Annotated in this window: 18 protein-coding genes and 4 tRNA genes; 11 read left to right on the top strand and 11 right to left on the bottom strand. The window is 66.6% G+C overall.

Annotation, left to right across the window (positions count from 1 at the left end; all coding sequences use genetic code 11):
• Positions 1-2: 2 nt before the first annotated feature.
• Entirely contained in the window at positions 3-1,319 is a 1,317-nt protein-coding gene (locus tag ACIA8C_RS31265) for a salicylate synthase (protein WP_397140925.1), read from the bottom strand.
• 103 nt (positions 1,320-1,422) lie between these two features.
• Positions 1,423-2,211, bottom strand: a complete 789-nt coding sequence (locus ACIA8C_RS31260) for a DUF2127 domain-containing protein (RefSeq protein WP_397140923.1) — start codon at positions 2,209-2,211, stop codon at positions 1,423-1,425.
• Positions 2,212-2,457: 246 nt separating this feature from the next.
• Here ACIA8C_RS31260 and ACIA8C_RS31255 point away from each other — a divergent pair, with 246 nt between their 5' ends.
• The 3 genes from ACIA8C_RS31255 to ACIA8C_RS31245 all read left to right on the top strand — a co-directional run bounded on the left by ACIA8C_RS31255 (position 2,458) and on the right by ACIA8C_RS31245 (position 6,932).
• Positions 2,458-4,920 carry a glycerol-3-phosphate 1-O-acyltransferase gene (locus ACIA8C_RS31255; protein WP_397140921.1) on the top strand — a complete coding sequence of 821 codons (2,463 nt, stop codon included), beginning with the start codon at positions 2,458-2,460 and terminating at the stop codon, positions 4,918-4,920.
• Positions 4,917-6,338, top strand: coding sequence for an HAD-IB family hydrolase (locus tag ACIA8C_RS31250; protein ID WP_397140919.1), 1,422 nt, complete (start codon positions 4,917-4,919; stop codon positions 6,336-6,338). The genes ACIA8C_RS31255 and ACIA8C_RS31250 overlap by 4 nt, the downstream gene beginning before the upstream one ends.
• Before the next feature lie 156 nt (positions 6,339-6,494).
• The gene (locus ACIA8C_RS31245) at positions 6,495-6,932 is read left to right on the top strand and encodes a DUF6069 family protein (protein ID WP_397140917.1); all 438 of its coding nucleotides are present in this window, start codon (positions 6,495-6,497) and stop codon (positions 6,930-6,932) included.
• 174 nt (positions 6,933-7,106) lie between these two features.
• Here ACIA8C_RS31245 and ACIA8C_RS31240 read toward each other — a convergent pair whose 3' ends face one another.
• The 3 genes from ACIA8C_RS31240 to ACIA8C_RS31230 form a co-directional block, all read right to left on the bottom strand.
• A complete protein-coding gene (locus ACIA8C_RS31240; protein WP_397141248.1) occupies positions 7,107-7,814 on the bottom strand; it encodes a polyprenol monophosphomannose synthase in 708 nt (235 codons plus the stop codon).
• 300 nt (positions 7,815-8,114) lie between these two features.
• Complete coding sequence (locus ACIA8C_RS31235) at positions 8,115-8,282, bottom strand: hypothetical protein (RefSeq protein WP_357379455.1); 168 nt, start codon at positions 8,280-8,282, stop codon at positions 8,115-8,117.
• 60 nt (positions 8,283-8,342) lie between these two features.
• The gene (locus tag ACIA8C_RS31230; RefSeq protein WP_397140915.1) at positions 8,343-9,023 is read right to left on the bottom strand and encodes a GAP family protein; all 681 of its coding nucleotides are present in this window, start codon (positions 9,021-9,023) and stop codon (positions 8,343-8,345) included.
• Between ACIA8C_RS31230 and ACIA8C_RS31225 the strand changes: the two genes are divergently transcribed.
• The gene (locus ACIA8C_RS31225) at positions 9,022-9,177 is read left to right on the top strand and encodes a hypothetical protein (RefSeq protein ID WP_397140913.1); all 156 of its coding nucleotides are present in this window, start codon (positions 9,022-9,024) and stop codon (positions 9,175-9,177) included. The two genes, ACIA8C_RS31230 and ACIA8C_RS31225, sit on opposite strands and share 2 nt — an antisense overlap.
• A gap of 475 nt (positions 9,178-9,652) precedes the next feature.
• Here the strand turns inward: ACIA8C_RS31225 and ACIA8C_RS31220 are convergent.
• The 4 genes from ACIA8C_RS31220 to ACIA8C_RS31205 form a co-directional block, all read right to left on the bottom strand.
• A tRNA-Phe gene (locus tag ACIA8C_RS31220) sits at positions 9,653-9,726 on the bottom strand.
• 59 nt (positions 9,727-9,785) lie between these two features.
• A tRNA-Asp gene (locus ACIA8C_RS31215) sits at positions 9,786-9,859 on the bottom strand.
• Between the two features lie 28 nt (positions 9,860-9,887).
• Positions 9,888-9,960: transfer RNA gene (locus ACIA8C_RS31210), tRNA-Glu, on the bottom strand.
• Positions 9,961-10,055: 95 nt separating this feature from the next.
• Positions 10,056-10,727 carry a TetR family transcriptional regulator gene (locus tag ACIA8C_RS31205; RefSeq protein WP_397140911.1) on the bottom strand — a complete coding sequence of 224 codons (672 nt, stop codon included), beginning with the start codon at positions 10,725-10,727 and terminating at the stop codon, positions 10,056-10,058.
• A gap of 861 nt (positions 10,728-11,588) precedes the next feature.
• Here ACIA8C_RS31205 and ACIA8C_RS31200 point away from each other — a divergent pair.
• The 5 genes from ACIA8C_RS31200 to ACIA8C_RS31180 all read left to right on the top strand — a co-directional run bounded on the left by ACIA8C_RS31200 (position 11,589) and on the right by ACIA8C_RS31180 (position 16,446).
• Positions 11,589-11,661 (top strand) — tRNA-Lys (locus tag ACIA8C_RS31200).
• Positions 11,662-11,849: 188 nt separating this feature from the next.
• Entirely contained in the window at positions 11,850-12,443 is a 594-nt protein-coding gene (locus ACIA8C_RS31195; RefSeq protein ID WP_397140909.1) for a DUF937 domain-containing protein, read from the top strand.
• 283 nt (positions 12,444-12,726) lie between these two features.
• Positions 12,727-13,698 carry an acyl-ACP desaturase gene (locus ACIA8C_RS31190; RefSeq protein ID WP_357379467.1) on the top strand — a complete coding sequence of 324 codons (972 nt, stop codon included), beginning with the start codon at positions 12,727-12,729 and terminating at the stop codon, positions 13,696-13,698.
• Positions 13,699-14,288: 590 nt separating this feature from the next.
• Entirely contained in the window at positions 14,289-15,434 is a 1,146-nt protein-coding gene (locus ACIA8C_RS31185; RefSeq protein WP_397140907.1) for an acyl-CoA dehydrogenase family protein, read from the top strand.
• A 145-nt stretch (positions 15,435-15,579) separates the two neighbouring features.
• The gene (locus ACIA8C_RS31180) at positions 15,580-16,446 is read left to right on the top strand and encodes an SDR family oxidoreductase (protein WP_397140905.1); all 867 of its coding nucleotides are present in this window, start codon (positions 15,580-15,582) and stop codon (positions 16,444-16,446) included.
• 18 nt (positions 16,447-16,464) lie between these two features.
• On the opposite strand, the gene ACIA8C_RS31175 is transcribed toward ACIA8C_RS31180, so the two are convergent.
• On the bottom strand, positions 16,465-17,625 hold the full coding sequence (locus ACIA8C_RS31175) for an AraC family transcriptional regulator (protein WP_397140903.1): 1,161 nt from the start codon (positions 17,623-17,625) through the stop codon (positions 16,465-16,467).
• 121 nt (positions 17,626-17,746) lie between these two features.
• On the opposite strand from ACIA8C_RS31175, the gene ACIA8C_RS31170 reads away from it, so the two are divergent.
• Both ACIA8C_RS31170 and ACIA8C_RS31165 read left to right on the top strand, forming a co-directional pair.
• Entirely contained in the window at positions 17,747-18,667 is a 921-nt protein-coding gene (locus ACIA8C_RS31170; protein WP_397140901.1) for a MaoC/PaaZ C-terminal domain-containing protein, read from the top strand.
• On the top strand, positions 18,664-19,863 hold the full coding sequence (locus tag ACIA8C_RS31165) for a lipid-transfer protein (RefSeq protein ID WP_397140899.1): 1,200 nt from the start codon (positions 18,664-18,666) through the stop codon (positions 19,861-19,863). Before ACIA8C_RS31170 ends, ACIA8C_RS31165 begins: the two co-directional genes overlap by 4 nt.
• Positions 19,864-19,918: 55 nt before the next feature.
• Here ACIA8C_RS31165 and ACIA8C_RS31160 read toward each other — a convergent pair.
• A partial coding sequence (locus ACIA8C_RS31160; RefSeq protein WP_397140897.1) for a transposase occupies positions 19,919-20,291 on the bottom strand: 373 nt, incomplete at its 5' end.

Here is a 20,291-nt window from a genome sequence, read left to right as displayed (position 1 = left end):
CCTTACTGCGCCTGCACCACGTAAGGCGCGATGCTGCCCAGCTTTTCGCAGGTCTCCTCGAATTCTCGCTCCGGGCTGGACTGCGCGACAATGCCGGCACCGGCGCGCAGCCAGGCACCCTCGGTGGTCTGATAGATCGCGCGAAGCACGAGCGTCGCCTCCAGCGCGCCGCCCGGCGAAACCGTCACCACCGCACCGGAATACAGCCCGCGCGGATCGTGATCGAGCCGGAACACCGCATCGATGCCTGCCCGTTTGGGGATGCCGGACGCGGTGACCGAGGGGAACAGCACTTCGAGCGCGTCCCAGCTGGACCGGTCGGCGGCCAGCGTGCCGCACACGATGGAGGAGATGTGCTGCACACTGCCGCGCTCGCGCACCGTCATGAAGTCGGTGACCGCGACCGTGCCAGGGTCGGCCACCGAGGCCATCTCCGCGAACGAGGTCTGCACCGAAATCGCGTGCTCCACGATCTCTTTGGGGTCGGTGAGCAGGTCGGCGCGGGCCGCCGCGTCGATGTCCGCGCCGCGACCGAAGGCCCGGGTGCCCGCGACCGGCTCGGTGGTCACCGTCCGGTTCTCGTCGACCGAGGCGACGAGCTCCGGGCTGAACCCGGCCGCCTCGAGCCCACCGAGCCGCAGCAGGAACGACCGTGCGGGCGTGTTGTGCGCGCGGCCGAGCCGATAGGTCGCGGGCACGTCCACCACGAACGGCAGATCGACCTTCCGCGACAGGATGACCTTCTGGTAGCGGTTCGCCTGGATCTCACCGACCGCTTCGGCCACCCGGTTCGCGTAACCGGTCGGATCGAGCCGGATATCGGCCGGATGTGGCTGCGGCAGTTCGGTTTCCTGCGATGCGGTGATGAGGTCGTGGATATCCCCGGTCTCCGCGGGAGTGGCGCCGGAGACCCGGATCCCGAATGCGCCGATCCGCACCTCGATGCGCGGAATCATCAACTGCGCCAAGGTGGTCCGCGGGTCCAGGTGCGCGGTCGCCTCGTAGGCCCACGCGCAGAACTCGAATCCGATCCAGCCGTAGGCATTCCGGCCATCGAGCGGCAGCGTGCCGAGCGCCTGATCGAGGACGCGCGCCGGGCGGCCCTGCCATCGAGTGGCCGTGGTCTGCCCGGCCCAGCTGACCCGCAGTTCCTCGACATCGAGTTCGACGCCGCCGATCGGATCGGCCGCGAACACCCATTCGCCGGGCCGCTCGTACATCACGTACTCGCCGAACCGATCGGCTCCCGCCAGCCGGGACATCGCTGCCGCCGGATCGGTCACATACTCCACCCGCAAGCGTTCGTCCGTGGTCGACAACGATCCTCCAAAGTTCATTCTGGCCCAACTTTGGAGGTAAGGTTAGCATTTCCTGACTAACTCGCGCCTGTGCCCGCAAACACACCGAACTACCAACGAACGATCACTTCGCCGGGGACTTGACCAGCCATTTCGGCGGAACAGCCAATGCCGAACGCTCGACGCTCAGCAAACTCTCCGCGCTGTGCTCCGCGTGGTACGCGGCCGCGCCACCGCGCAGCCCGAACAACCGCTTCGAGTAGAGCAGCCAGACCACCGCGGCGATATTGATCAGCAGCGCGCCGATCCGCAGCGCGGTCACCTTCTCGGTCAACTCGTAGATCTCCAGCGGCAGAAACAGACTCGTCGCGACGACGGCGAAATACTCACCCCAGCGCTTCATCAGCCACAGCCCGAGCGCCTCGATCCCCTGCAGCGCCGCGTATACGAAGATGCCGACAGCCACCCACAGCAGCGTCGTATTCGACAGGGAGAAGGCCTGATCGATCAGATGCACGATCTTCGATCGGTCGACGTCCCAGCCGAATTGGTCGGCCAGCGGGCGCAGCAGCGGCAGATCCTGGTCGAACGCGGCCCGCATCGTCTCCCGAGACGTCCGGAACTTCAGCACCCCGAACGCCGCGCCGACCAAGACCAACCCGCGCAGCAACCGCTCGATCGCCAACGCCCGCATCAACCATCGATCCCGCAGCAGCCGCCCGCGCGGCACCTCGGGCGCGTGGTCGGCCGGACCGGTGCCGACCGGGTCGCCGGGCACAAAGGTCCCGCAGCGCAGGCAGCGCCAAGCCACCCCGGCCACGGTGTCGACCCGCAGCCGATCCGCCAGGTCCGCCTCATCCGGTGCATAGGTGTAGTGGCCATGCCAGCCACACGCGCGTAGGGCCCAATCCATATGCGCAGCGTAATTCGCCCACCGGGCATAGCGTCGGATCTGTGCCGCAACACAACAACTGATCACGCAAGGACATGGGTAACTCGGCGAGGACGGCTGATCGAACCCGCCGCTTACCTCCGGCCGCCGCTGGAGCTGCCGTGGCACCCTGATCTGGCCTGAATACTCGGAGAGGCGGAACAGCCTGCGCAATAGCGGCTTGAGGGGATTCAATGGGGAGATCATCAGTCGGAGGGACCAAAGTCAATGATCGAGCACCGTGGCGGATCGCCCGCGGATAGTGAGCGAGCGTCGGCACCGGGGTCGGTGGTGGCGCTGGTCGACGCGGCCTCCGGGGTGGAGCGCGAACTCATCGGGGCCTGGTTGACCGAGGGCGGGATCGCCAAGGAGTTCGGCACCGACGCGCCGATCACCCAGTTGGATCTGGACGCGGGCGCGGTGGCGGGCCGGCTGGTCGGCAGGCACGACGATCCGCTCGTGGTGCCGGTGCGGGTGCTCTGGCGGCCACCGGAGCGCGACGGCGTCCGCCGGATCACCTTCGCGGACATGGCACTGCTGACCAACCCGCGCAAGCCGAATCGACTCGCCCAGCGCAAGCTGGTCGGCCAGCCGAACCGGCACGTGGTGCTCACCGGGCAGCCCGCGCTGCTCAGCGAGCTACGCACGAACAACCCCGAAGCCGCCGCGCTGGTCGCCAAGGGCACCGCCGAGCCGTTCGCCCGCGCCATCGTGCGCGCCGCGGTAGTTGCGCTGGAGCGGGCCGAACGCACCATCATCGGCGACCGCTACAAGGTGCCGAGGCTGGTGGCCGAGGAGATCCTCGACTCCCCCGACTTCGTGCGCAGGCTCGAGCTCATCGCCGACCAGATCGGCGCAGGCCCGCACGAGGTGTACCGCCGCGCCGAGAAGGCGTTGAACGAACTCGTCGCCGCGCAAAGCAGATTGGTCTCCGACCTGTTCACCCAGGCGATGCGGCCGATCCACGCGTCGACCTGGAAGGTGGACTCCGACGACTCCGGCCTGGCCGCGCTGCGCGACCTCAACCGCCGCTACCCGCTGGTCTTCCTGCCCTCGCACCGCTCCTACGTGGACGCGTTCGTGCTCGGTGATGTGCTGGCCCGCAACGACTTTCCACCCAACCATGTGATCGGCGGCGCGAACCTCAGCTTCTGGCCGATGGGGCCGATCGCCCGGCGCACCGGAACCGTTTTCATCCGGCGCAGTTTCGGCGACGACGAGGTATATAAGGCGGTCGTCGAAGAGTACTTCGCCTACCTGCTCGCCAAACGCTTCAACCTGGAGTGGTACTTCGAGGGCGGCCGCAGCCGCACCGGAAAACTGCGCCCGCCGCGCTACGGACTGCTGAATTACCTTGCCGCGGCGGTGCGGGCGGATCGGGTCGAGGACGTCATGCTGGTGCCGGTGTCGATCACCTACGAGCGGCTCAACGAGCTCGGCGCCATCTCGACCGAACAGGTCGGCGGCAAGAAGAAGCCGGAGGGGCTGGCCTGGCTCGCGCGTTATGTACGCAGCCAACAGCATTCGGCCGGGCACGTGTATGTGCGGTTCGGCGAACCGCTTTCGGCTCGCGACCGGCTCGCGGCGCATGGCGATCCGCTCACCACGCCGCCGCTGACCATCCCACTGCACCGCATGGAGCCCGCGCCTGCCGGACTCACCGAGACCGGGCAGGGCGCGCCCGACGCGCCCGATGCGGCCGAGCTGGAGCGGAAGGCCGTGCAGCGGTTGGCGTTCGAGATCGCCGTCGGCATCAACGCGGTGACGCCGGTGACGGTCAACGCGCTGGTCACCCTCGCGCTGCTCGGTGTGCACGAGCGCGCCCTCACCCTCGGCGAGGTGCGCACGGTGCTCGCTCCGGTGCTCGGGTACATCGAGAAGCGCGATCTGCCGCACGGCGAGCTGGCCGCGTTGTCGGACGATCAAGGCCTTGCCGTTGTGCTGGAACAACTCTCGCTGGCCAAGGTGGTCACGGTCTACCGCGCCGGGCTGGAGCCGGTGTACTCGATCGAGTCGGGCGCGCACCTGGAGGCCGCGTTCTATCGCAACAGCGCGGTGCACTGGTTCGTCAACCGCGCCATCCTCGAACTGTCCATCCTGGCCGCGCTGGACAGCGACGGCGCCGACCAGCTGACCACCGGCTGGGACGAGGCGTTCCAGCTGCGCGATCTGTTGAAGTTCGAGTTCTTCTTCCCCGAGCGGGCCGAGTTCGCCGAGCAGATGACCGCCGAGATGCTGCTGCTCGATCCGGAGTGGCACAGCCACACCAGGGACAACACCCTCGGCGCCGAGGTCATGGCCAAGCTCACCGGCTCCGGATTCATGATGGCGCACCGGGTACTTCGCTCGTTCTTCGACGCGCAACTGGTGGTGGCCGAGCGGCTGGCCGCCCGCGACCCCGAGACCGAGCTCGACCGCAAGCAGTTCATCGCCGAATGCGTCTCGGTCGGCAAGCAGATGATGCTGCAGCAGCGGCTGCACAGCCCGGAGTCGGTCTCCACCGAATTGTTCACCAGCGCACTGAAACTCGCCGACAACTACGAGTTACTCGAAGGGGTCGCCCATGATTCCGCCAAGCGCAGAGCGGAATTGACCGAGCGCCGAGTGGAATTCGCGGATCGGCTGCGCACCATCGGCGCCCGCATCTCGCAGGCGGCCGCGCTCGACCCGTCCAACAGGGAGACCCGGTGAGTGCCGATCTCGACGGCGTGCTCGCCGCGATCCGCTCCGGGCCACAGGGTGCGGCGGTCGCGGCGATCTTCGACTTCGGCGGTACCGTCGTCGACGGTTTCCCACGTCGAGGGACGTTTCGGCGATTGTTCCGCCGGGCGGGCACCGAGGAGGTGCTGCTGCGCGGCATTCGCCACGGCACCACCGACGGCGAGTACGGGCGGTATCTGAACCAGCTCAGCGAGGCGCTCGCGGGCAAGCGGGAGGACGAGCTGGACGCGCTCGGCGAGCGGCTGTTCCGGCGCAAGATGTACGGGCACCTGTATTTCGAAGCGTGGCAACTGATCCGGACGCATCAGGCCGCCGGGCACACGGTGGTACTGACCAGCTCACTGACGCGTTTTCAGGTAGCGCCCGCGGCGGCCGAACTAGGCGTCGACCACGTGCTGGCCACCCCGATGGCGGCTCAGGACGGCGTCTTGACCGGCTATCCGGACGGGAAGACGTTGTGGCGCAACGGTAAAGCCGAGGCGGTTCGCGAATTCGCCGCCGACAGCATTGATCTCGCCCGTAGTTATGCCTACACCGACAGCGCCGCCGATCTGCCGTTGCTGTCGCTGGTCGGCCATCCAATCACGGTGAACCCCGATGAAGAGATCACCACCGTTGCCGCCGAACACGATTGGCCGACGCTGCGCTTCCGGCCGCGCCCAGCCGCTCGACCGGTCGACTACGCCCGCACCACAGCGGGATTCGCCGGGCTGCTCGGCGGCGCGTTCTATGGTGTCGCGGTCAAGTCGCCGACCAGAGACCATCGGCAGATGGCCGATGCGCTGTTGGAACACGCGGCGGGCAACACCTTGAGCATCGCGGGCGTGCGGCTCCGGGTGACCGGCGCGGAGCACGCGCGCGCCCCGCGACCCGCGGTTTTCCTCTTCAATCATCAGAGCCAGTTCGACATCATCATCGTCCCCGAGGTGCTGCGGGGCGGGGTCACCGGCATCGGGAAGAAGGAGCTGACCCGCAACCCGATCTTCGGCCCGTTGATGCGGTTCGTCGGCGTGACCTTCATCGATCGGTCGAGCACCGACAAGGCCAAGGCCGCGCTGGCGCCGGTGGTCGATACCTTGCGCGGCGGGCTGTCGATCGCCGTCGCGCCCGAGGGCACGCGCTCGTACACGCCGCAAGTCGGCCCGTTCAAGAAGGGCGCCTTCCATATCGCCATCCAGGCGGGCGTGCCGATCATTCCCATCGTGATCCGCAATGCGGGTGAAATCTGCTGGCGCAACTCGATGGTCGCCCGCCCTGGCACCGTGGACGTGGCGATTCTCAAACCCATCGACGTCAGCGCGTGGGATCCGAATGACCTGGACGACAAGGTGGCCGGGGTTCGTCAGCTGTATCTGGACACACTGCTGGACTGGCCTGAGCCGGACTGATCCGCGCGAACCCTCGCCTGCCGCAACGAATTCCATTGCGGCGGTGATCTACCGCGTGAGACAGCGCACAGCCGTCTCGAATTGACCTAAATAATTGTTCAGGTTTCAAGATGGTTCTCAGTACCGAGCACACCGCTCCGGATGAGGGAGAACATCATGACCATCACGCAAACCGCCGCACCCACGCTGCGCATCCCGGCCGTCAACCGGCCGACCGCCGTCATCGGCAGCGTCGTTGTCGCTGTCGCCGTCAACCTGGTCGTTTGGCTACTCGGCGAAGCCGCGGGCGGTTCGTTCGAAGCGGTCGACAAGGGTGTCACCACACAGATCGGCGCCGGTACGGTGGCCGCCTCCGCCGCAGTGCCGCTGTTCATCGGCATGACCCTGGCCGCGCTGATCTCCTACCTGTGGGCCGGCGTGCTGCGGGTCGCCCAGATCGTCGGCGGCGTGCTCGCCGTGGCGACCATCGGACTGACCGTTGCCGCCGCCCTCGACACCGCGACCACCGTCACACTGTCGGTCATGCACTTGGTGCTCGCACCGGTGCTCGTCGTCGGGCTGGAAGCGATGCGCCGTGGATTGCCCGCCAACTGAACCACCCGTGAGCCCTGCGGTCCTACATCCGTTGCGGATGTAGGACCCTGCGGTTTCTCAACAGAAGAACTCGTTTCGCGAGTACATGGGTAACTCGCCGGGTACGGGCTGACTCACCCACTACCCACCGTCGGCCGCCAACGGTGCTGAAGCGCACCTCAGTCTGGCCTAAAGTCACGGAGAGGCGGACCAGCCGAACAACAGCTTCCACGGCATCAGCGCCGATTCCAGCTGCACCTTCAGGCTCATCTTGGACGCGCCGAGGGTGCGCTCCTCGAAACGGATGGGCACCTCGGCGATCTCGATGCCCTTCTTGACCGTCCGGTAGTTCATCTCGACCTGGAACGAGTAGCCGTTGCTGCGGATCGAGGCGACGTCGATCGCGCGCAGCGTGTCGGCCTTCCACGCCTTGAACCCGGCGGTGGCGTCTTTCACGCCGAGCCGCAGGATCAGGTTCACGTAGAAGTTGGCCCACGCGGACAGCGCCTTGCGGTGCCACTTCCACTCGTCGGCGGTGGAGCCGCCCGGCACGTAGCGCGAGCCGAGCACGACGCCGGCGTCGGTGGTCGTCAGCTTCTCCAGCATGGCCGGAATCACCTCGGCCGGATGCGACAGGTCGGCGTCCATCTGGATCACCACGTCGGCGCCTTCGTCAAGCGCCCGGGTGATCCCGGCGATGTAGGCCCGCCCTAGACCGTCCTTCTCGGTGCGGTGCAGCACGCCGACCACGTTCGGCAGCTCCGCGGCCAGCTTGTCGGCGACCTCACCGGTACCGTCCGGCGAACTGTCGTCGACCACGAGCACGTGCAGGTCGGGCACCGGCAGCGCGGTCAGCCGCTCCACCGCAACCGGCAGATTCTCCCGCTCGTTGTAGGTCGGCACAACAACGGTAACCCTCAAGGGTCGCCCTCCCTGCTGATCCTGGTCCAGCTCGCAGCCCACGTCAGGACCACCGAGCATTCGTTTGAGTTCGGAGGAAACCGTACTTGATAGAACTGAAGCGCACCTGAGTGGACTCCCCCGCCTCTCCGAGCCCCTGACCGACTCAGGATGCGCTCGAGCAGCGTTGGCGGCCGGCGGCAACTCGGTAGATCAGTCAGCCGGTACCCGGTGAGTTACCCGTGTTCATACCAAATCAGTTGTCGCGCAGGACGTGCGGATCAGCACCCGAGCATCGTAACGTCAGTCCGCGTCCCCCGCGTCGGCCTGCGCATTGCGCGCCTTGACGATCTCCAGTGCCCGTTCCGCGGTCGCCTGATCCGGATACGGGCCCATCCGATCCTGGAACCAGCACTGCCGCCCTTTTTCGGCCCGCTTGTGCTTCAAGCAGTAATACCAGCGCTCAGCCATGACCCAAGCATTCCACCGGAGCCGCCGTTGTAACCCCATTTCCAAGATCAACGCCAGGGATTACCAGAGGTAACGAAAGTGGACGAGGGCATGGAGCACCAGGACTGTGCCGAAGACCACGAACAGGACGCGCAATGCCGACGGAACGTAGCGAGTGAGAATCCGCACCACCACGCGGTACACCCGCCTCGCCCTTGCGGTTTGCCGCAGCGAGAGCAGCAGCACCAGCAAGGGCGGCAACAGCGCGAGCGCGCAATAGGCGACCACCATCAGCGGCCACAGCGCGGGCAGCGGATCCTGCGCGGAGATCATCGCCAGCCCCGCCAGATATGGCACCGCCGTCGGCGCCTGCACAAGACCGATGGCCATCCCGACGAATCCGAACAACCACGGCCGCCGCCGCACCGCCCCCGCCCACGCCGGCGGTTCTGCCCGCCTCGCCACCGGAATCCGGCTGAGCACAAGCAACCCCACCCCCAGCACCAACTCACCCCAATACCGCACCCCAGGCGTGAGTTCGAACCGCACCAGCCCAGTAAGAAAGTTCAGCCCAAGCACCGTACAGATGCCGAACGCGGTAGTAACCGCGAAAACCCCCGCGATAAAACTCACTCCACCCACCACCGGCGACCGCCGCCCGACCCGGCTATCCGCCACCACCGCCGTGGTAACCCCCACCAACAACACATCCAACGAGTCCAGAAACGCGAAACCCGCGAGCGCTAGTAGAAGGGCCACCATGACCCAGCCACCCTACGGCAGCGCCACCCGCACCGAGCGGGCCATGACGGCGCCGCCACTCGCACTTCGCCGCCACCATGTCCCGTTCGCTGCGGATCAGGCGATGGGCGGGCCGGATTGGGGGCCGACGAGGGGTGCGAAGGTTGCGGCGTAGGTGTCGAAGCGGTGCACTACGCAGCCATCCGACCGGAACTGTTGGAACGCAGCCCATTCCACGACTCGAGCATGAGCCGCAGACGATGTCTGATCAGGCCCCGCGAGTTGGCGGTTCCTGGCTACCGTGCACGACGTCGCCCTCAACGATCGCAGTCACCTTCACCGACTCGGTCTCCATTCCCCAAGTCTCGCACCAAGGGGGGAAGCAAAGTCGCCGGAGAGCCCGGGAGGTTCGGAAGCGCGCCCCGCCGAGCAGGGCGCGAGGATTGCGTACGAAGGAAAGGGCCGGAGACGAAGCCACCGGCGAGCGTTGAACCGAGTCAGCAGCCACCCACCCGACGCGACCACAACCCCGGGGGGGTTCGGGGGGCGAAGCCCCGCCGAGCGGGGCGTGGGGGTTGCACCCCCACAAGAAACGAACGAAACGAGCCCCGCACGCGCATTTTGCGTGCAGGGCTCGCCTACGAGTGGAGTGGCCAGGGCCGGGATCGAACCGGCGACCTTCCGCTTTTCAGGCGGACGCTCGTACCAACTGAGCTACCTGGCCGCAGGCACCCGAGTTGAATGCCATACGCGAAACGCCGGATTGCTCCGGCGCCTCTTTTGCGACCCTGACGGGACTCGAACCCGCGACCTCCGCCGTGACAGGGCGGCGCGCTAACCAACTGCGCCACAGGGCCTTGCGTGCTTCCAACGGTCCGTAGACCGTACCCCCTACGGGATTCGAACCCGCGCTACCGCCTTGAAAGGGCGGCGTCCTAGGCCGCTAGACGAAGGGGGCTCGCCTCCGGATTTCTCCGGAACCGGCTTCAACGGCTGTCCGTTGGGAGCCCGGTTAGCTTATGACAGACCGGACTCGATTCCCAAATCGGCTGATCAGAGTCCCAAACTGAGCTCTTCGAGGCGCGCGTGGGTGCGCCAGCCGTCGTTGCGGAACTTTTCGGCCCACTCCGGGGTGGACATGGATTCGACGACCACTTCGAGTGCTTCTTCGAAGCGGGCACGCAGATCGAGGCCGCTGCCGGTGCTGTGCGCGTCGACCATGTAGCGCTGGCCGGCCAGCGCGGCGGTCAGCGTGCGGGTGAACCGGTCGGCGTCCGCGTCGGCGCGCAGCTGTCCTTGATCGATGGCGCGGACCGTGAGCGCGCGGGTGGCGCGCCCGAGTATTCGTCCACCGCCGGTTTGCACGTCCCGATAGAAGTCGGGCTCGATGATCAACCGGTATTCGGCCTGCACGATGATGTCGTGTTCGAGCCGTAATGCCATCTCGTCGATCATGCCGTGCATGATGTCCAGTGGTCCGAGATCCGTTCGGCCGAGCCAACGCTCGGCCGATGCGCGATAGCGTTCGACCGCCGTCTCCAGTACGGCGCGCGCGAGATCTTCCTTGGAATCGAAATGGAAGTACATGGCGCCCTTGGTGGCACGCGACCCTTCCAATATGCGGTTGAGCGATGCAGCGGCATAGCCGCTCTTCCCGAACTCAACGGCGGCGGACCTGATAATCGCCGCACGTGTCCGGCGGGCCCGCTCTTGCTGCCGTGCCATGCTCGAAACGCCTCCGAAGCCTACTCGCCGCCAAACAGCCACCCCCAAAGGAACGGGCCCTTGGCGCGAAGTTATGAGTTTTATCAATACTTCAAACCGGGTTTTCGCCCAGTTTCAAACTTTCGGTACGAAAACTTGCGAAAAACCTGAAACACACCAGCTGGTATAGTTTTCCTGCCCGGGTGCGCCGCAGGGGGTGCGCACCCGGGTATTTCTTCGTCTCGGATCTGCCTCCTGCGGCGTTGTCTTCAAGGAAGCCACGATCGGCCGGACCGCTCGCGACACGTTCGGGCACATCAACGATAAGCCGAATTTCGAATCGCCGGACGAGTAGGCGATTCTTCCGGAATTCATCAAGTCGTCACCGTACCCGGAAACCCCATCCGACACGCGGCAAACCGACGAGTCAGGTAACTGACCGGCCCGGTTTACTGTTACAGCAAACATTGCGCAACCAAGCTGCACTCCGTACCCACTCCCCCAATTCGACAGCGTCCCAGCAACGTTCACCCGAGGAGACCGGCCGACCGGAGCGCCCGACGGCGGCGGCGAGCCCGCCCGCTCACCCCACCCGCCCGTGCGCCCGAGCTCAGACCCCTCACCCCCCGCAAATCCAAAGACATTGCTAGCCAACATGATTGGATGGTAGCCAATTCTGCGCGCAATGAACAAAGTTGGGTACCAAATGTTTACCGGCAAGATCGTGTGCCACACACCCCGCGTTACTAGGCGCGACAACAAGTCTCGGCATCAGATTGCCACTATCCGCCGACCCCCGCGCGCCGAGCGACAACCGACCCCCGACGCGCGCCGCTCCCCCATTTGGGCCATCGCGCCGCGCCAACTACACTGACCCACCGCGCCCCTATAGCTCAGTTGGTAGAGCTACGGACTTTTAATCCGCAGGTCGTAGGTTCGAGCCCTACTGGGGGCACTCGTCGGGCGCCCGGTCCTACCGGGCGCCCCCTCTCGTTTCACAAGGCTGTCGCGTGCGCCGCCACCCGGCCCATACTGACAACGCGCCTCGGCGCGCGGGTTCGAAAGACCACACTCCATCCGGGCATTCCCCTACTGTGAGCGCGACACGGGCAATCCCGGTCATCCCTCGACAAGGCGGAGCTGATGACTTCCTTCGATGATTTGCTCTCCCAGGTACCCATCGCCCAGATCGCCGCGAAGCTCGGCGTCGACGAGAGCACCGCGACGAACGCGGTCAAAGCGGCGCTGCCCACGCTCCTCGGCGGGTTGCAGGCGAACGCGACCAAGCCAGACGGCGCGGCCTCACTGGTCGGCGCCCTGGACAACCATGGCGACCTGGTCGAGGGCGACGGGCAGGTAGACATCGACAAGGTCGACGTCGCCGACGGCTCGAAGATCGTCGAGAACGTCTTCGGCGCAGAGCAGAACACCGTGATCAGCACCCTCGGCGCGACCGAGGGCACCGGCGGCAACGACCTGATCGCCAAGCTGATGCCGATCCTCGCCCCGATTGTGCTCGCCTACCTGGCCAAGCAGATGACCGGAGGCGGCGGCAACGCCACGCCGCAGAGCCAGCCGCAGTCGGGCAACGGCGGCATCGGCGATGTGCTCGGCGGGCTGCTCGGCGGCAGCAGCAAGAGCGGCGGCATCGGCGGCGCGATCGGCGAGGCACTGGCCAAGAACGCCGGTGGCGCGCTGGGGAACGTTCTCGGTGGCCTGTTCGGCGGGAAGCGCTGAGCGGGGCGGCCTATGCAATTGGCCGCCGTGTGTGCAGTACAGCACGCCGGGCTAACACTCCTCGGCCCGTGGCGATAGTCCCCTAGCTGCGGGCCGAGGCAATACACTCGACAGAGATCACCGAACGCCAACGACGGCATATGACGTGCATCACGGGGCATCAACAGGCATTCGGATGCGTTTCGCATCACACCTACGGTGCCGTAAGGTATGGCCGCACGGCATCGGTCTACCTTGGGGGGATGACCTGCACGACCGGACGCACAGACTGAAGGGTTCATACATGGCAAGGGATCTGACTCAACTCGAGCTTCTTACGGAGTTGGAGCCGGTTGCCGCAGAAAACGTCAACCGGCACTTCTCCTTGGCAAAGGAATGGCATCCGCACGACTACGTCCCGTGGGATGAAGGCCGCAATTTCGCCGCACTCGGGGGCATCGACTGGGATCCTGAGCAGTCCCGGCTGAGTGAGGTCGCGAAGGCCGCCATGGTCACCAACCTGCTTACCGAGGACAATCTCCCCTCTTACCACCGCGAGATCGCCGAGAACTTCTCCCAGGACGGCGCGTGGGGCACCTGGGTCGGTCGCTGGACCGCCGAGGAAAACCGGCACGGCATCGTGATGCGGGACTACCTCGTGGTCACCCGCGGCGTCGACCCGGTCGCCCTCGAAGAGGCCCGGATGATCCACATGACCAACGGCTTCGCGTCGCCGACCGAGGCCGACGCGGGCTTCCTGCACTCCGTCGCGTACGTGACCTTCCAGGAGCTGGCCACCCGCGTCAGCCACCGCAACACCGGCAAGGTCTGTGACGACCCGATCGCCGACCGCATGCTCCAGCGCGTCGCCGCCGACGAAAACCTGCACATGATCTTCTACCGCAACATGTGCGCCGCCGCGCTCGACCTGTCCCCGGACCAGGCGATCGAGGCCATCACGCTGATCCTGGAGAACTTCCAGATGCCCGGCGCCGGTATGCCCAACTTCCGCCGCAACGGCGTGCTCATGGCCAAGCACGGCATCTACGACCTGCGCCAGCACATGGAAGAAGTGGTGCAGCCGGTGCTCAAGAAGTGGAGCATCTTCGAGCGCGAGGACTTCACCGGCCGCGGCGAGGCCTGCCGCGAGCGGCTCGCCGCGTACCTCGACAAGCTCGGCAAGGACGTCGTGAAGTTCGAAGAGCAGCGCGACCGCATGCTCGCCCGCGAGGCTGCCAAGGCCGAACGCCAGATGGCAAGCAGCAACGCGAGCTGAGCTCGCACCGATAGACATCGAGCCGCCGTCCGGGTCACCGGGCGGCGGCTCGCGTATGTCCGGCTAACGCTCCACCAGCGATTGCGGACTTTCGAAGGTTTATTGCGTCGAAGCTCGCCTTCGACGCAATAAACCTTTTAAACGTTGCGCTTGTTGCAATAGGCCCCGGCTACCTCGCCGGGCGAGCACGTCAATTCCACCGACGTCGGAGATTCTTCAGGCGTTCTTGTCCATGGTGACGTTGTATGTCGGCATGCCTTCCGGATTCCGCGGTCGTGCTGCTCACATTCCCGAACACATTCATCTTGTAAATGTGGCCCTGTTCGGAAACGACTTCAGCCGGTTCACCCAGCCATTGATGTCCCGGTAGTTCAGCAGCGCGGCGCCGACCGAGCGATCGGTCGATATCCGCTCGGCCTTCTGCTCGTCGGCCGCCCTTGCGTTTCGATCGTCGATACCGTCACGGGCCGACCAGAGAAACGAGCGCTGCGGTCATCGGATTCGGGCGGCTCGGTCCTACCCGCCGGACCAGGTAATTCCTACGGTAAGGGCACGACGACGATGTCGGCTGCGCGAAGGGACGGGCGAACATGGCAAGGCACCGCTCACGGTGGATGGATGCGGAGATGGACGCGCTGGCCGAGCTGTCGCGCGACTTCTTCGGCAAGGAGTGCGCGCCGCACGAAGAGCGTTGGGCCCAGCAGCAGCACATCGACCGCGAGGTCTGGTTGCGCGCGGGCGAGCTCGGCCTGCTGTGCCCGAGCATCCCGGAGGAGTTCGGCGGCGGGGGCGGCGACTTCCGGCACGACGCGGTGATCACCATCGAGCAGGTGCGCGCGCTGGCGCCCAGCTTCGGCGGACCGGTACACAGCACGATCATCGCGCACTACATCGCCGGGTACGGCACGGACGAGCAGAAGAAGACCTGGCTGCCCAAGCTGGCCTCCGGCGAGATCGTCGCGGCGATCGCGATGACCGAGCCGGGCACCGGATCCGACCTGCAGGCGATCCGCACCACCGCGACCGTTCAGGGCGACGAGTACGTCGTCAACGGCGCGAAGACGTTCATTTCCAACGGTTTCCTGGCCGATCTGGTGCTGGTGGTCGCCAAGACCAACGAGCAGGGCGGCGCGGGCGGTCTATCGCTCGTCGCGGTCGAGACGACCCGCGAGGGTTTCCGGCGCGGCCGCAATCTGCACAAGATCGGCCAGCACGGGCAGGACACCTGCGAGCTGTTCTTCGACGAGGTGCGGGTGCCGCGCACGAACCTGATCGGCGAGACCGAGAACATGGGCTTCATCCAGCTGATGCAGCAGCTCGCGCAGGAGCGGCTGATCATCGCGGTCACCGCGATGGCGACGATGGAGAAGACGGTCGAGCTGACCCTGGAGTACACCAAGGAGCGAAGCGCCTTCGGCAAGCCGCTTTTCGCGTTCCAGAACACCAAATTCACGCTGGCCGAATGCGATACGGCGGTCACCGTGGGCTGGAGCTTCCTCGACGACTGCGTCGAGAAGCATGTCGCCGGTGAGCTGGACATCCCGACTGCCGCCAAAGCCAAGCTGTGGCTGTCCGAGCAGCAGAACGTGCTTGCCGACCGCTGTCTGCAGTTGTTCGGCGGCTACGGATACATGGCCGAGTATCCGATCGCGCGGATCTTCACCGATTCCCGGATTCAGAAGATCTACGGCGGCACCAACGAGATCATGAAGGAGATCATCGCGCGCGGGCTCTGAGCGCGTCAGTCCTGCTCTGCGGCTTCGTGATTGCCGAATCCGCCGACGATCCCGCCTGGAACGCCGACACTGGGGGTATTGCGCCGCACCGGTCGGCTGTTCACACCGACCGGTGCTGGTCGATCGAAACAGGAAGGCCGACACCATGACCAGTGCACCGAACGGCAGCACCCCGCTCACCGGGAAGGTCGTCGCGATCACCGGCGGGGCACGCGGGATCGGCCGGGCCACCGCCGAGGCGTTTCTCGGAGCGGGCGCCGCGGTCGCGATCGGGGACATCGATGTGGAGCTGGTCGCCAAGACGGCGGTCGAGCTCGGCGCGGACCCGGCCGCCACGATCATCGGCCTGCCGCTGAACGTCACCGACCGTGCGTCGTTCGCCGCGTTCCTCGACCAGCTCGAGGCGGAACTCGGGCCGCTGGATGTGCTCGTCAACAACGCGGGCATCATGCCGACCGGGCTGTTCGCCGACGAGGACGAGGCGATGACCGATCGGATCGTTGACATCAATCTGCGCGCGGTGATCCACGGGTCCCGCCTGGCCACCAAGCGGTTCCTGGCGCGCGGCGGCGGGCATCTGATCAACATCGCGTCGCTGGCTGGGACACAAGGATTTCCGGGCCTGGCCACCTACTGTGCGACCAAGCACGCGGTGATCGGGTTCACCGCGGCGCTGCATTTGGAAATGAAGGAGCACGGCGTGCAGGTCTCGGCGGTGCTGCCGGGCATCGTGCGCACCGAGCTGTCCGCCGGTGCGAACATGCCGGGCTGGATCGAGCCGATGACGACGGTGGATCCCGAGGATGTCGCGCAGGCGATCCTGCGGACGGTGGTCAAGGGGACACCGATGGTGACGGTGCCGCGCAGGCTGGCCGCGATCATCAAGACGGCGCAGCTGCTGCCGTATCGGGCGCAGCTGGTTGTAGCCCGATTCACCGGGGCGACAACGGCATACGCGCAGCCCGACCCGGAGATCAGGGAGAAGTACCACCGTCGCCTGCGCGGTCAATAGCAACCCGCGCAGCGAGATTCAGCCCGCGACCGGCCTTGACCCGCGATAGGAGCCGGGCGGGCTGCCGGTCCAGCGGCGGAACGCGCGCCGGAACGCGCTCGGTTCGGAGAAACCGAGGCGGGCCGAGAGCGCCTCGACCGTCTCGTCGCCGCGCACCAGGCTGGCCACCGCCGCGTCGCGCAGGATGTCCTCGCGGATCTGAGTGATCGAGGTGCCCTCCTCGCCGAGCTTGCGGCGCACCGTCTGTGGGCTCATCGCCAGCCGCTTGGCCACCTCGTCGGCGGTCGGCCAGCGCTCACCCACCCCGCCGGCTCCGCCGGCTGCCGTCCCCCGGCGTTCACCCACCCCACCGGCTGCCGTCCCCCGGCGCTCACCCACCCCACCGGCTGCCGTCCCCCGGCGCTCACCCACCCCACCGGCTCCGCCAACCGCTGTCCCCCGGTCACCGCGAAGACCGCGGGTAAGGATCTTACGGACCTGTTCGGCGAGTGAGGTGCCGTAGTCGCGCCGGGACAGCACGTCGACCGGAGCGTTGCGGGCCCAGTCGATGAGGTCTTCCTCGGTGCGGGTGAGCGGCGCGCTGAGTAGCTCGCTGTCGAAGGTGATGGCCGCGGTAGCGGCGTCGAAGACCAGCGGGGCGCCGAAGACGAGATCGTAGTCGGCGATATTGCGCGGCTGCGGATACGGAAACTCGACCTGGCGCAAGGCAACTCGGCGGCCGATGCCCCAGGAGATCATCCGATGAGCCGCCGCGAGCAGGAAGACGGTGAGCAGCTCTTCGCCGGCGGCGAGCACGCTGGTATCGAGCGTGCATCGGGTGCGGCCACCTTCGGTGGTCGCCGCCATCGGCGGCAAGCCGGGTAGTAGTCGCTGGTATTCGTCGAATCGGGCCATCGCCGAGCCCAGATCGCGGCAGGCGACCAGGCCGAAGCCGACCAGCCGAATCGACCCGCGCGGCACCGGCGCCGGGCCGAGGCCGAACAGTTCGTCGTCGGTGATCCGCCACAGCAGGCGCATGGTCGCGGCCACCTGATCGACCGTCACCCGCGCCCGATCCTGGGCGAGCAGTTCGGGCGCCACTCCGACGCTGCCGAGCAGCTGCTCGATGTCGACGCCTTGGCGCTGGGCGGTGGCAACGGCGGAGCGCACGAAGTCGATCGGCACCGTCCTCGCCGTCACCACACCTCCCGCGTCGCTGGTCGAGCCGAACCTACCAGGCCGGATGCGGTGAGCGCGGCGGTCACCGAACGTGCGCAGCGCGGTCATCCCGACCGCGGCCGCCGATTCCTAGCGTTGCCGTATGGGCAACGACGCGTCGACCGGCGAGGCAGCAGTGACCGACGGGACGACCTTCAACCTGTCGCGGTTGGGCAACTGGGGCGCGCGCGACACCTTCGAGGTGGATCGGGCGCGCACCATCGCCTATGCCGCCGCGACCAATGATCCGATCACCCACCACGTCGAGGGGATATACGCACCACCGGTTTTCGCGGTGGTGCCGATCACGGTGATGATGGCCGATGCCGCCATGTCGGTGGTGCCCGATGAGCTGATGCTGCGAATCCTGCATGGCGAGCACGACTTCCGGTTCCATCGGCCGATCGAACCCGGCGAGACGCTAGCGGTGCGGGCCAGGCCGATCGGAATCGAGGGCAAGTCCACGGGCGTCGTCGTCACCTCGCATATCGAGACTTACAGCGTCGGCGGTGGCGACCTCGTCAACGAGCAATACTTCGTCGGCTTCTTCCGCGGTGGTCACTTCGAAGGTGCCCGCGGCGAACCAAGTCCGGCGCACATCTTCGACGAGAACCTGCGGGCTCGCGAACCGGACTTCCTCGCGACGCAGACCTTCGACGCGGACCAGACCTTCCGCTACGCCCAACCAGCGGGCGATCCGATGCCGATCCACCTCGTCGACGAGTTCGCCAAGGCGATGGGGCTGCCCGGCATCATCATCCACGGCCTGTGCACCATCGCGTTCATTTCACACGCGCTGATCGGCCGGATCTGCCCGGACGACCCGGCCCGGCTGAAAAGGCTTGCCGTGCGGTTGAGTTCGTCCGCGTTTCCGGAGCAGACCATCACTACTGCCGCATGGGCGACCGGCCGCGATGACGGGCGCGACCGCTATGCCTTCGAAACCTGGTCCGACAGCGACCAATTCGTCATCCAAGACGGCCTCGCGGAGTTCGAGCCCGTATTCGAGAAGGAAACAGTATGAGCGACAGGGTTTTCGTCATCGGTGTCGGCATGACGAAGTTCGAGAAGCCGGGTCGCCGCGAGGGCTGGGACTATCCGGCCATGGCGCGGGAATCGGGCAGCAAGGCGCTGGCCGACGCGGGCATCCGCTACGACCAGGTGCAGGAAGCGTATGTCGGCTACGTCTACGGCGACTCGACCAGCGGGCAGCGCGCCATCTACGAGCTCGGGCTGACCGGACTGCCGGTGGTCAACGTGAACAACAACTGCTCCACCGGCTCCTCGGCGCTTTACCTGGCGGCCAGGGCAATTCGCGGCGGGCTCGCGGACTGCGCCATGGCGCTCGGCTTCGAGAAGATGCAGTCCGGTTCGCTGGAGGCGGGGTACACCGACCGGGAGCAGCCGCTGCTGCGCCACATCGAGGCGCTGGCCCAGCTGCGCGACTTCGCGATGCCGGTGGCGCCGTGGATGTTCGGTGCGGCCGGGGTCGAGCACATGGAGCAATATGGTTCCACCCGTGCGCATTTCGCCAAGATCGCGGAGAAGAACCACCGGCATTCGGCGAACAACCCGTACGCGCAGTTCCGGGATGTGTACACGTTGGACGAGATCACCGGCGCCAAAATGGTTTACGAGTCGCTCGGCCTGACCCGGCTGCAATGCTCGCCCACCTCGGACGGTTCCGGTGCGGCAGTGCTGGCCAGCGAGCGCTTCGTCGACGAGCACGACCTCGGCGACCGAGCCGTGGAAATCGTCGGCCAAGCCATGGTGACCGACCTCGAATCCACCTTCGCCACCAAGACGGCGCGCTCGCTGGTCGGCGTCGACATGACCGCGGCCGCGGCGCGAAAAGTGTACGAGCAGGCCGACATCGGCCCCGACGACCTCGACGTGATCGAGCTGCACGACTGCTTCTCCCCCAACGAACTGCTCACCTACGAGGCGCTCGGCCTGTGCGGCGAGGGCGAGGGACACAAGCTGATCGACGCCGAGGACACCACCTACGGCGGGCGCTGGGTGGTCAACCCGTCCGGCGGCCTGATCTCCAAGGGGCATCCGCTCGGCGCTACCGGGCTGGCCCAGTGCGCCGAGCTGACCTGGCAGCTACGCGGCGAGGCTGAGGCCCGCCAGGTCGGCGACGCGAAAGTCGCACTCGCCCACAACATCGGCCTCGGCGGCGCCGCCATCGTCACCGCCTACCAGCTGGCGGATCGCTGAATTCGGCACTATGCCAACCGCTTTACCGAAGCAGAGGAGACTCTCAATGACCGTGTCAAGCCGCAGCGGGCTCCGGGGTCGGGTTTTCCATGCTGAATTCGCGGCCGTCGCGCAGCAGTGCCCACAGCACGTCGACCAGGCGCCGGGCCAGGGCTAGAAGGGCTTGGGTATGAATGAGTCGCTCACCGCGCTTCTTGTCATAGAACCGCCGCGACGGGCCGTCGGTCGTTTTCAAGCTCGACAGTGCGGCCATGAAGAACACGCGTCGCATGCGCCGGTTGTAGCGTTTCGGGCGGTGCAGGTTGCCGCTGACGCGGCCCGAATCGCGGGGAACGGGAACGAGGCCGGCGTAGGAGGCCAAGCGGCCCGCGCTGGCGAAGTTGGCCAGGTCACCGCCGGTGCCGACGAGGAACTCCGCTCCCAGCCCG

Origin of the sequence: Nocardia sp. NPDC051321 (assembly GCF_044455225.1) — a bacterium.
Taxonomy (GTDB): Bacteria; Actinomycetota; Actinomycetes; order Mycobacteriales; family Mycobacteriaceae; genus Nocardia.
This window is presented reverse-complemented; position numbering and strand designations above follow the sequence as displayed.